The organism is Flavobacterium sp. FlaQc-52 (assembly GCF_044007495.1).
Lineage (GTDB): Bacteria > Bacteroidota > Bacteroidia > Flavobacteriales > Flavobacteriaceae > Flavobacterium > Flavobacterium cupriresistens.
This window is the reverse complement of sequence record NZ_JBIPCV010000002.1, coordinates 537210-549922: the sequence shown is the minus strand read 5'-3', so window position 1 is coordinate 549922 and position 12713 is coordinate 537210. Positions and strand designations below refer to the sequence as shown.

At 34.4% G+C, this 12713-nt stretch carries 11 protein-coding genes; 1 reads left to right on the top strand and 10 read right to left on the bottom strand.

What is annotated here, in order from left to right; all coding sequences use genetic code 11:
* Positions 1–39: 39 nt before the first annotated feature.
* Positions 40–2643 carry an ATP-dependent chaperone ClpB gene (gene clpB / locus ACHRV5_RS06110; RefSeq protein ID WP_395426123.1) on the bottom strand — a complete coding sequence of 868 codons (2604 nt, stop codon included), beginning with the start codon at positions 2641–2643 and terminating at the stop codon, positions 40–42.
* A 155-nt stretch (positions 2644–2798) separates the two neighbouring features.
* Between clpB and ytxJ the strand changes: the two genes are divergently transcribed.
* A complete protein-coding gene (ytxJ, locus tag ACHRV5_RS06105; protein WP_395426122.1) occupies positions 2799–3188 on the top strand; it encodes a bacillithiol system redox-active protein YtxJ in 390 nt (129 codons plus the stop codon).
* A 295-nt stretch (positions 3189–3483) separates the two neighbouring features.
* Here ytxJ and ACHRV5_RS06100 read toward each other — a convergent pair whose 3' ends face one another.
* The 9 genes from ACHRV5_RS06100 to ACHRV5_RS06060 all read right to left on the bottom strand — a co-directional run bounded on the left by ACHRV5_RS06100 (position 3484) and on the right by ACHRV5_RS06060 (position 12689).
* A complete protein-coding gene (locus ACHRV5_RS06100; protein ID WP_395426121.1) occupies positions 3484–4653 on the bottom strand; it encodes a hypothetical protein in 1170 nt (389 codons plus the stop codon).
* On the bottom strand, positions 4650–5645 hold the full coding sequence (locus ACHRV5_RS06095) for a DUF2157 domain-containing protein (protein WP_395426120.1): 996 nt from the start codon (positions 5643–5645) through the stop codon (positions 4650–4652). The genes ACHRV5_RS06100 and ACHRV5_RS06095 overlap by 4 nt, the downstream gene beginning before the upstream one ends.
* 131 nt (positions 5646–5776) lie before the next feature.
* Complete coding sequence (locus ACHRV5_RS06090; RefSeq protein WP_395426119.1) at positions 5777–6355, bottom strand: hypothetical protein; 579 nt, start codon at positions 6353–6355, stop codon at positions 5777–5779.
* A 431-nt stretch (positions 6356–6786) separates the two neighbouring features.
* Positions 6787–8067 (bottom strand): argininosuccinate lyase, encoded by a 1281-nt coding sequence (gene argH / locus ACHRV5_RS06085; RefSeq protein ID WP_230001726.1) that lies wholly within the window; start codon positions 8065–8067, stop codon positions 6787–6789.
* 60 nt (positions 8068–8127) lie between these two features.
* Positions 8128–9126, bottom strand: a complete 999-nt coding sequence (locus ACHRV5_RS06080; RefSeq protein WP_395426118.1) for a virulence RhuM family protein — start codon at positions 9124–9126, stop codon at positions 8128–8130.
* Positions 9127–9254: 128 nt separating this feature from the next.
* Positions 9255–10325 (bottom strand): M20 family metallo-hydrolase, encoded by a 1071-nt coding sequence (locus ACHRV5_RS06075; protein ID WP_395426117.1) that lies wholly within the window; start codon positions 10323–10325, stop codon positions 9255–9257.
* Positions 10326–10409: 84 nt separating this feature from the next.
* Positions 10410–11186: an acetylglutamate kinase gene (gene argB, locus ACHRV5_RS06070; protein WP_395426116.1), complete on the bottom strand. Its 777-nt coding sequence runs from the start codon at positions 11184–11186 to the stop codon at positions 10410–10412.
* A gap of 80 nt (positions 11187–11266) precedes the next feature.
* The gene (locus ACHRV5_RS06065) at positions 11267–12214 is read right to left on the bottom strand and encodes an N-acetylornithine carbamoyltransferase (protein WP_230001723.1); all 948 of its coding nucleotides are present in this window, start codon (positions 12212–12214) and stop codon (positions 11267–11269) included.
* Between the two features lie 85 nt (positions 12215–12299).
* Positions 12300–12689 carry a GxxExxY protein gene (locus ACHRV5_RS06060; protein ID WP_395426115.1) on the bottom strand — a complete coding sequence of 130 codons (390 nt, stop codon included), beginning with the start codon at positions 12687–12689 and terminating at the stop codon, positions 12300–12302.
* Positions 12690–12713: the final 24 nt, after the last annotated feature.

The following is a 12713-nucleotide window of genomic DNA, read 5'->3' as shown; positions in this document are numbered from 1 at the left end:
CGACTGGTGTCTTCCCAATTAATAATTAACTAGAAAGAATTAATCGACTTTATGCGTTTGGTTTCTAAAAACCAATTTTCCATCGAAAGCATCAATCAAAATGATACTATCGGTTGTTATATTGTTTGCCAGAATTTCTTTCGACAATTGATTTAACACTTCTCTCTGAATAACTCGTTTTACCGGTCTTGCTCCAAATTGTGTATCATACCCTTTGTCTGACAGATAAGCAATCGCTTCCGGCGTAGCATCCATAGTGATGCCTTGTAACGCCAGCATTTTGGTAACACTCTTAAGTTGCAAGCTTACAATTCTCGAAATATTTTCGATAGTTAAAGGCGTAAACAACACGATTTCATCAATACGATTTATAAATTCAGGACGAACGGTTTGTTTCAATAAAGCCAAAACTTCCACTTTTGCAGCTTCAGTTGCAGCTTCAATACCCCCTTTCAGATTATCAAATTTCTCCTGAATAATCTGGCTTCCCATATTGGAGGTCATGATGATAATTGTATTTTTAAAATCAGCCAGACGACCTTTATTATCTGTCAAACGGCCTTCATCTAAAACTTGCAATAAAATATTAAACGTATCCGGATGGGCTTTTTCGATCTCATCCAGTAGAATTACAGAATAAGGTTTTCTTCGAACAGCTTCTGTTAATTGTCCCCCTTCATCGTAACCAACATAGCCTGGAGGCGCACCAACCAATCGACTCACGCTATGACGTTCCTGATATTCACTCATATCAATACGGGTCATGGCATTTTCATCATCAAAAAGGTATTCTGCCAAAGCTTTTGCCAACTCCGTCTTACCAACACCCGTTGTCCCTAAGAACAAAAATGTACCAACCGGTTTTTTCATATCCTGCAATCCGGCACGGCTTCTGCGAACAGCATCACTTACTGCTTCAATTGCTTCTTCCTGACCTACAACGCGTTTGTGCAATTCATCCTCCAAATGCAACAGTTTTTCTCTTTCTGTCTGAAGCATTTTCATTACCGGAATTCCTGTCCATTTTGCTACAACTTCAGCAATATCTTCACGGGTTACCTCTTCTTTTATTAAGGAGTTACCGGATTGGTATTCTTGTAATTGTTTTAGTAAAACGTCCAGACGCTCTTGAGCTTCTTTGATTTTTCCGTAACGAATTTCAGCTACTTTTCCATAATCCCCTTCACGTTCTGCACGTTCCGCGTCATGTTTAAAATCTTCTATTTCCAATTTCACAGCCTGAACACCGTCAACGACATCTTTTTCAGACTTCCATTTGGTATAGATTTCATTTCGCTCTTCTTTTAAGTTGGCCAGATCCATTCCTAAAATTTTGAGCTTACTTTCTTCTTTTTCACGCTTGATGGCTTCGATTTCAATTTCTAATTGCATAATTTTTCGATCCAAAACATCTAATTCTTCTGGTTTTGAATTGATTTCCATACGCAATTTCGACGCAGCCTCGTCCATTAAATCAATGGCTTTATCCGGTAAAAATCGATTTGTGATATAACGTTGTGATAGTTCTACCGCTGCAATAATAGCTTCATCTTTAATCTGAACTTTATGATGCGTTTCGTATTTTTCTTTAATTCCACGCAAAATCGAAATAGCACTCTCTGTATCCGGTTCGTCAATTAAAATCTTTTGGAAACGACGTTCCAACGCTTTGTCTTTTTCAAAATATTTCTGATACTCATCTAAAGTTGTGGCTCCGATCGCTCTTAACTCTCCACGGGCCAAAGCCGGTTTTAAGATATTAGCCGCATCCATAGCACCTTCACCTCCACCTGCACCTACAAGTGTGTGAATTTCATCGATAAACAAAACGATATCACCTTCTGCGGCTGTCACTTCTTTTACTACCGATTTTAGTCTTTCCTCAAATTCTCCTTTGTACTTAGCTCCGGCGATCAATGCTCCCATATCTAAAGAGAAAACAACTTTATCTTTTAGATTTTCAGGCACATCACCATCTACAATTCGATGCGCCAAACCTTCGGCAATAGCTGTTTTACCAACACCCGGTTCTCCCACCAACATAGGATTGTTTTTAGTTCTGCGGGTTAAAATCTGCAACACACGTCGGATTTCTTCGTCACGCCCGATAACAGGATCCAATTTTCCGGTACGCGCTAACTCATTCAGGTTTTTAGCGTATTTATTTAATGAATTATAGGTCTCTTCAGCAGAGGCCGAAGTTACTCTTTCACCTTTTCTAAGCTCCGCTATTGTAGCTTTCAAAGCTTTTCCGGTAACACCCTGATCTTTTAAAATCTGCGCTACTTTGCTTTTTGAATCAAAAATTGCCAGAATTAAATGCTCGATTGAAACATACTCATCGTCCATTTTTTGTGCGATAATTTCTGCTTCATTCAATGCTTTATTTGCGTCTCGTGAAAGCATAATATCGCCTCCCGAAACTTTTGGAAAACTTTGTAATGTTGAATCTAAAATTTGCAAAAACAAAGGCACATTTACATTGAGTTTTTTCAATATAAAAGGCGCCACATTTTCATCTACTTCAAAAATAGCCTTAAAGATGTGTTCGTTTTCTATTTGTTGTTGACCGTATCTTTGAGCCAGCTGTTGCGACAACTGAATGGCTTCCTGAGATTTAGTCGTAAACTTATTTATGTTCATATTTGTATGATTTATGATTGATTTATATTTGTAATAAGTAACTTTGCAATTCAATATTCAAATTATATTCCACAATAAAAACACCGACAAAAAGTCATTAAAAATCAAGGTTTCACTTGAATTAAATGTCAAAAAGTCATAAAAACAGTCAAAACATGGGTTTTTTAAATTCTATCTTCGGAAATTCTGACCATTCGGATTCACAAAAAAGCAATATAAACTGGATTCCTCTTACAAATTTAACACAGTTGGATGATATTGCTAACATTTCAAATGTTAAGCCTATCGTAATTTTTAAGCACAGTACGAGATGCAGCATCAGTAGAATGGCTTTAAAACAATTTGAAAAAGAATACGATTTAAACGAAACGGTTGATGCCTTTTTCCTGGATTTAATCGAACATCGTGATATATCTAATGAAATCGCCAACAAATTTAATGTACACCATGAATCTCCTCAATTGCTATTGATTAAAAACGGAAAAGCGGTTTACAATGTTTCTCACAGCGATATTGATGCTGAGGCTTTGAAAACGAAAGTGTAAGGACTTCTTTTGTAAAATGTGAAATGTTTTCTTGTAAAATGTGAAACGCTAAAAAGATCTTATGAATTGTCATTTCGAGCGAAGTCGAGAAATCACACCCAATATTCCGCAAACTGTGCGTGAATTTCTAGTGTGATTTCTCATTCTTCGAAATGACAAAAACAAAACCCTGAATTCCTCTAATTCAGGGTTTTGTTTTTTATATTATCTATTGGAAAATATTTCATGTTTCATGTTTCATGTTTCATGTTTCACGTTTCACGTTTCATGTTTCACAAAAAACATTTCACAAAAATCAAAAACTCCCTTCAGATCCCCCGCCACTAAAGCCACCTCCTCCAAACTCCATTGGAGAATCAGCTGGTTTTACTTCCGGTTTCATTCCGAATGTTGAAGCAATAATCAAGGCTTCTGCATTTAAAAAGTCGTTTGAGTTGGAGATTCTATCCGGTTTAAAAGTCAATCCGGTTTCTTTAGTTTTTAATTTCTTTATGGAGAAAAATGCTATTGCGAATAAAAGTAATCCTCCAAGTGTCAGCGCCACCTCTACTGGTAAAACCGAGTGATAAAATCGAAAGCTGTAAAAAGAAAAAGCAATGGCAATAAAACTGATCCACAGCATAATTCTGTCTTTATTCTTTAAAGCGAAAAACAAATAAAGAACAGGAACAGCGAATGTAAAAATCCAAAAGAAAAAAGCTAACGGTATTTCGGGGCTTACATCATAATAAATCCCTGAGAGCATTCCAGATAGTTCCCTTACCACCATATAATTTCCTGAAAGATAAAAAAGAATCAAACTGATACTCTTTATTAAAACAAGTCCAGAGTAATAAAAGGGTTCACTTAAATCTTTAAGCAATTTTCTGCAAAAATAATACGTTCCTGCACCATACAATAGCATAAAAAAGGGTAAAATAGCCTGTCCGAATTCCAGAAATTCAAATATTGCATATCCCAATGTTACTGTTAATGCCAAGTAAAAAACCAATGTCGACAATAGATGTAAATAACGTAAATACAGTATAAATGAGACTACAGTAACAGCAATTGTAATCGATAGTACATTTTCCCCTTCACTTAAAACCCCAATTGCGAGACCTGTATTTAAAAGAGTTCCTAAAATAAAGGCATCATCGAGTCCGTGATTATGATAGCCTTGTTTGGCTAAAAGTTCCGATCCTACAAAACCTATTGCAGCAAAAACAAACGGAAGAACTTTCCAATAGCTGTCTATACCTGAAAGTCCAAAAAGCGAAACTGCTCCGCATAACGACGCATATAAAAACGATCCCAATAAAAAGAAACCAATGCGCACCAGAATATTTTTGTGACCGTTGAGTACAGGAAGTTCTTTTTCTATAAAATTGAACTGTTCTTTACCAATAAAACCTGCATTTTTTAATGCCTCTGCCTCTTCTGTTAAAGCCGAATTGTCTAATTTATTTTTGTCCAATACAATCATAACACAATTTCTTTATTGAAGTTTTTAATTAATTTAATGAACAAGACTATTGAACCAATGAAATAGGCCGGGATAGCTAAAACAAATATTTCCCAAATCTCCAAAAAATCAATATGTTCTAAAAAACGGAACAATACTATATTGATTCCGATATAAGCATAGATAATAGTAAAAACAAACAATGAAATCGCTTTAACCTCATGACTTACTTTATAAAAATAAAAACAAGATGCGCCTAGCACAAAGGCAAATATGAACCAAATCCAATCAAAAACATCTAATAGATTACTGATTAAAGCGATACTAATCATATGCAAAGCAAAAGTTAGATAGATCAAATTAAAATGTGTTTTTAATTGAATTCTGGAGCTATAAATCGTCCATAAAATCAATAAACCTCCTAATACTATGGCAGAATAACTTAATCCTTGGTGGGAATAAAAATCGCTTGTAAGCAAATCCTGCGGCGTTACAGAAAACCCTACATAAGCTGCCAAACCTGTAATGGCAATAGTCAGAACACTTCTATTATCAAAATAATAGGCACAAAAGAAACTTACAATTGTGGGAACCAGTGTCGCCAAACCATAATAGGTACCGAAAGGTTTGTATTGAAATTGCAAATAACCAATAAAAATACACGTCAGTATATTGGCTGCGAGCACCAAATATTCCAAAACAGGGTTTTCAAAACTTGTTTCGGATTTTTGGAATCCTTTTGAATTTTTAAAACAAAAATAGAAACAAACACCAATGGCAATCAACAATAGTGTCAAAATCGCAATATGGCCAATAGTATCAATATTTTTATAAATCAAGATTCCGATTCCGGATGTAAAAAGCAAAACTGATATATATAAAAATACTTTTAATTCAGCATGCAACGAAAAAATACCCAAACTACGGTACTCTTTTATCTGGTTGTGTTGTTCTTCCGTAATAAAGGTTTTCTCGAAAAGTTGCTGAGTTGCTTGTTCTTCTAATTGCGTCATACGTATAATTTAAAATAACTGATTACCAAATGTATGTATTTATGACGAACTTTCTGTCGCAGAGAAAAGGTTTTACAAAAAAAGCGCTATGAAACCATAGCGCTTTTCTTCAATTTAGTTTTTACACTAAATTATTTTTGGATTTTAATATCCGCAACAATTCTAGGGTTAGAACCAACTCTGTGAACTGATTTCACATAGATAACACCTTTTTTACCTGCTGCATTTTTAAATAAAACAACAAGAGGCAATTTACTATCTGGAAACGATTCTTTATCATTGACAATAGTTAAACTATTTAAGTCTTCTCCTTTTTCTAATTTATTGAATTGATCTACTGTATATTGAGTAGTTACATAATTAATAAAATCAGTAGTAGTTGCTTTAGCGATACCATATTCTGCATCGTTAGGAGTTGTAAAGAAATTTAAAGAAGAACTTCCTCCGTAAAAAGCAATATCAATTTTCGGCAACGTAGCCGCATCAATCTGTGCTTTTTTGTATGATTTCCCTGTTTCAGTTGAAAAGAAACGTCCTGCATCAAAACCTTCTTCAGCATCTAAAGAGAAAGTTACATCCTTAAACGTTTTTAATGTAGCAGTATCAACAACTACATTTTCGTTTTCTTTCTCGTCACTTGAGCATCCAGTGAAAACAACTCCGGAAATAAATAATAGTACAAAAGCAATCTTTTTGGTCATGTTTAACATTGTAATAATTTTTAAAATTTTGCACGAATATACAGGTAAAACAAGCCAATTATAAAGTTATTTTAACAAAATCTTTTTGACTTTTTTAACCATCAACTCAACTAGTAGAAAACAAGTATTTTACATTTATAAAACATAAAAAAATAAATTATTAACATTTCCTCTATAGAAATGATAGATTTATTTGTAATAATAGCAATTTTAAATTCTAACACTTTATCTCATTTTCGTAAGATGTATACACAACGTAATTCAATTCAAAATTGCAAAATCTTAATCTATATTTATCATGCAAAACGTGTTCTTCTACATCAGTATTTAATTAATTCATCTTCCATTATTTTATTAATCTGGACAAAAACCAATAAAAAAAGGCTATCGAAATAAATCAATAGCCTTTCCTGTATTCTGAACAGTATCAAACCGAGACTTTAATAAGCGGCTTTCATTTTCGCTTTTATCGCATCTAAGCACAAATTATTGATACTTCCTTCGTGTGTATGTTTGGTTTCTTTTGGAGATTTGTAGGTTCCGGCCTCCAATTGTTCTGCAACAGCTTTGTAAGCATCTCTGAAAGGCATTCCGGCTACAACCATTTCATTTAAAGTATCAACCGTAAACAAATAATCGTATTTTTTATCTTCTAAAATGTGGTCTTTTACGGTAATATCTTTTATAGAAAAAATCGCAATATCCAGACAGGCTTTCAGGTTTTGAAGTGCAGGAAACAAACCTTCTTTTAGTAATTGCAAATCTCTGTGATAGCCACTTGGCAGATTGTTTGTGATCAAAGTAATTTCATAAGGCAACGCTTGAATTTTATTGCATTTCCCCCTTATTAATTCAAATACATCCGGATTTTTCTTGTGCGGCATAATACTCGAACCTGTTGTAAGATGGGACGGCAGACCAATAAAGTCAAAATTCTGACTCATGTACAAACAAACATCCATCGCAAATTTCGATAACGTTGCCGCTACACTGCTCATCGCAAAAGCTACTGTTTTCTCTGCTTTTCCCCGGCTCATTTGTGCTGCAACGGCATTGAATTTTAAAGTTTCAAAACCCAATTCCTGTGTTGTAAAGGTTCGGTTAATTGGAAATGAACTTCCATAACCTGCCGCGGAGCCTAACGGGTTTTGGTCGACAATTTTTCCGGCCGCATTCAACATGGTTATGTCGTCGATCAAGCTTTCCGCATAGGCGGAAAACCACATTCCAAAAGAAGAAGGCATTGCAATTTGCAAGTGTGTATAACCGGGCAATAATACATTTTGATGTTTCTCTGCAGATTCCATCAACAAATCAAAAAGTGTTTTTACCTGCTCTTTTAAGGCTTTTACTTCGTCCTTTAAATACAAATGCACATCAACCAAAACCTGATCGTTACGTGAACGTGCGGTGTGAATTTTTTTTCCTGCATCGCCTAATTTTACGGTTAGCAGGTATTCTATTTTGGAATGAACGTCTTCAAAACTATCTTCAATCACGAAGTTTCCTTTTGCGATATCAGTTATAATTTCATTTAAGGCATCCACCAAAGAAGTTGTTTCTTCTGAAGTTAATAATCCGATTTGCCCAAGCATTTTGGCATGTGCGATAGAACCTAATGCATCATATTTGGCAAGAACCAAATCCAGTTCTCTATCATTTCCAACCGTAAATTGCTCGATTTGTTTGTCGGTCGGTATTCCTTTTTCCCAAAGTTTCATAGACTATATATTTTTAAGAAAACCTAACCGATTTAAAAAACTTGTTAGGTTTATGTTTGCTTACTTATTTGACTTCTTTATTTTTAAAACTTCTCTGTCAAAATCAGAAATATAATCCCGATCTTGAATTATTCTAAATTTATCAAACTCAGATTCTGCTTTTATTTTTGCTTCCAATAATGAGATTTTACCATTGTCTAATAAAATCGGATAATTAGAAAGCTGAAGAAAATTATTTAAAAAAGTACTCCAATCTTCCATTTTCATCAACAACTGTCTTTTCGCATTATTTTCTGCTAAATCTAAATAAGCCGACACTATTCTGTTCAATTCCTGAATGTGATTTTCACTTAAATAATTTTTAGCAATTACAACATCTGCTTTTTGAATTTTCCCATCGGGAGCATCTTTCCACGTAGACAACCCCATATGCAATTTTGCGGCATCTGCTTCTGTATAAATAATCTCAGCAGCTGTTTTTCCTGAGATTGCCCAATGCAATTTATTCTGTACGGATGCGAAAAAAGCTCTGGTTTCTGAAGCACCTTTTTCATAATCCGCAGAAAGCGCATAAATGTCTGTTATCTTTTGATAAAATCTTCTTTCGGAAGATCTTATTTCTCTAATTTTCCCTAGTAACTCTTCAAAATAATCTTTGCCAAATGATGAACCATTTTTCAACATTTCATCATTCAATACAAAACCTTTTATAATAAACTCTTTTAAAGTTTTGGTTGCCCAAATTCGGAACTGAGTTGCTTGTTTTGAATTGACACGGTAACCGACAGCGATTATAGCGTCTAGATTGTAGAATTCCAAGTTTCTTTTTACATTTCGATTACCTTCCTTTTGAACTGTTTCCAAAATGGAAACAGTTGAACTTTTATCAATTTCATTTGATTCAAAAAGATTTTTTAAATGCTTACTAATGGCGGCTTTTTCCACATCAAACAATTCAGCAATAGCTTTTTGCGTCAACCAAAAATTCTCATCAATATAAGTCACTTCAACATTTATATTGGTGTCTGCTGTTTGATATAATAAAATAGGTTTTTGCATAATTATTCTTTATTTACTAAAAGTTCCTTGATGATAAAACACTCAATGTCTCCACGTTATTTTTCTAAACTAGATCAAAATTATCTTCCGATTTTGTTCAGGATAGTCTCTTGTCTTACTTAGTATTTTTACAATCTAAAAAAATCACTTAGTATTTTAATATACAAATCGACTCCTTCTACAATTTCATTGATAAAGATAAATTCATCGGCTGAATGTGACCGCAGGGTTTCACCTGGTCCTAATTTTAACGATTGACAACTTAAAACCGATTGGTCTGAAAGGGTTGGCGAACCGTAGGTCGTTCTTCCTAAAGCGATTCCTGCCTGAACTAAACCATGTGTTACCGGAATAGACGAAGCATTTAAATGCATGGATCTTGGCGTAACTTCAGCGTTTACATTTGCTTTAACAACGTCAAGGATTTCGGTATTCGAATAACAGTCGGTTACACGAATATCTACTACCAAATCACATTCTGATGGCACCACATTATGCTGTTTTCCGGCACTAATCTGAGTTACAGTCATTTTTACAGGACCTAAAACCTCCGATATCTTGTCGAATTTATAGTTTTTAAACCACTCCATTACCGGAATTGATTTATAGATCGCATTATCATCATTCTGATGTGCAGCGTGACTTGCGGTACCTTTTACTTTAACATCCAGGACCAATAAGCCTTTTTCAGCAACCGCCAACTGCATTAAAGTAGGTTCACCAACAATTGCACAGTCCAATTCCGGTAAATGTTTTAAGACGCTATTCAAGCCATTTTTACCGCTACTCTCTTCTTCTGCAGAAGCGACAATTACAATATTGTGTGATAAATTTTCGATTGCATAAAAATGCACAAAAGTCGCCAGTAAAGAAACCAGACAACCTCCGGCATCATTGCTTCCTAATCCGAATAATTTACCGTCTTTTTCAATCGCTTTAAACGGATCGTTGGTGTACGCTTGATTCGGTTTTACGGTATCGTGATGAGAGTTTAATAAAAGTGTTGGTTTATTTTTATCAAAATTTTTATTGAAAGCCCACACATTGTTGTTTTCTCTCTTAAAAGGGATTTCATTTTGATTGAACCAATTTTCAATTAAAAGAGCGGTTTGATCTTCTTCACTTGAAAAGGAAGGGGTTTCAATCAGGTTTTTCAATAAAACAATGGCTTCTTGGGTCAGCGTTTCTATATTTTTCATTTTTGTTTAGGTACTGAGGTACTATGGTTCTGAAGTTATAAGATGCAAAAATCTTAGTTTCTAAGAAACTTCGCAACTTTTTCTTTACAATATAATCGTGGTGTGCAGAACATCCGGGCTCTGCAACATGCTGTGATGTCCAATTTTAATTTTTTGAACACCTCTTGATAAACTATTAAAACAATTATCTAATTTAGGAATCATTCCGGAATGGATTACTTCTTCTGCTTTTAGCTTTGCATATAAAGCTTCATTTATTTCTGTAATTACAGATGTATCATCTTCAGAATCTGACAATACTCCTTGTTTTTCGAAACAATACGTAAGTGTTACATCGAAAACTTCAGCTAAGGCAATAGCTAATTCACTTGCAATTGTATCGGCATTTGTATTTAGTAATTGTCCCTTTTTATCGTGCGTAATGGCACAGAAAACCGGTACGATTCCACTTTGCAATAGCGTAGCCAACAATGTTGTATTTACCTGTTTCACATCGCCCACAAAACCATAATCGATTGTTGGATGATTTCGTTTTACGGACTGAATTAGGTTTCCGTCAGCGCCTGAAAAACCAATTGCATTGTTGTCTTTTGCCTGTAATTGCGCTACAATATATTTATTAATCTGTCCGGCATAAATCATCACTGCAACATCGAGCATCGGAGCATCTGTAATGCGACGCCCATCAATCATTTGAGGCACTAAACCAATACTTTGCGCCATTTTTGTAGCTGATTTTCCGCCTCCATGAACAACTACCTTGTATCCTTCAATTTTAGAAAAATCAGTCAAAAATTGTTCTAACTCGGTTGGGTTATCAATTATGTTTCCACCTATTTTTATTACGGTAACTTTTTTCATTTTTAGTTTCTAAGGAGCTAAGGTTATGAGTCACTAAGCTCTTAGTATCTTAGACACTTAGAACCTTAGCAACTTTAAAATTACAATTTCTTCAAAATCTTCTGTAACACCAACTGTGCTGCGTACGTTCTGTTATTAGCTTGTTGAATTACGATTGAATTTTCACTATCTATAACTTCATCGCTTACAATTACATTACGACGTACCGGAAGACAATGCATGAATTTTCCGTTGTTGGTCAATGCCATTTTTTCAGTTGTAACAGTCCAAGATGGATCTATGTTGGTCACTTTTCCGTAATCGTTAAAATTACTCCAATTTTTTACGTAGACAAAATCAGCATTTTCGAAAGCCTTATTTTGGTCGTATTCAATTTTGCAGTCTTTTGTAATTTCGGGGCTTAATTCATAACCTTCCGGATGTGTAATTACAAAATCCATTTCCTTCTGCAATTGCATCATTTCTACAAATGAATTGGCCACTGCTTGTGGTAAAGCTTTAGGGTGTGGTGCCCAGGATAGTACTACTTTAGGTTTATGCTCGGTTTTGTACTCTTCCATCGTAATGGCATCTGCTAAAGATTGCAAGGGATGACGAACAGCACTTTCCATATTTACTATTGGCACCGTTGCATGTTTTATAAAACCTGAAATAACGGTTTCCGAATAGTCTTTTTCTTTGCTCTCTAATCCAGCAAAAGCACGAATCGCAATAATATCACAATATTGCGAAACAACTTCTGCTGCTTCTTTGATATGCTCAGAAGCACCTGAATTCATTACGGCTCCATCTTCAAACTCCAAAGTCCAGCCTTCGTTGGTAAAGTTCATTACCATCACATTCATACCCAAATTTAAAGCTGCTTTTTGGGTGCTCAAACGCGTTCTTAAACTCGGATTAAAGAATAACATTCCTAACGTTTTATTCTTCCCTAAGCTTTGATTTTTAAGCGGGCTTTTTTTAATTTTTAAAGCACTTCTTACCCATTTTGATAATGAGCTACTATCTTGAATTGAAATATAATTCATAATTTTTGTTTTTTTATGATACCTGAATTTTTGACGCTGATTTTACGGATTCACTATCGTGAAAACGCGGATAAAAACTGATTTTTCAAATTTTTACTTTTCTACTATTTTCGAAAATCTTCCGTTTAAATTCTGGTTTCCGTCCAAAATTTAAAAGTAAGCCTACTTCACAATCTGTACCCCGTAAATAGTTTAGAATTTGATTTTCAAAATCTTTTACTATACAATCGGCCGTTTTTAATTCTAATATTATTAAATCTTCCACTATTAAATCTGCATAATATTCACCTACTTTAATTCCTTTATAGTAGACATTAATCTTCTTTTGAGCTTCAACTTTAAAACCTTTGCTTTTCAATTCTAAATACAAAGAATTTTGATAAACCTTCTCTAAAAAACCATAACCTAATTCATTATAAACCTCATAAAAAGTTTTAATAATGCAATCTGTTAATGCGTGATGCAATAATTTCATAATTCAATTATTTGAATGAAATAT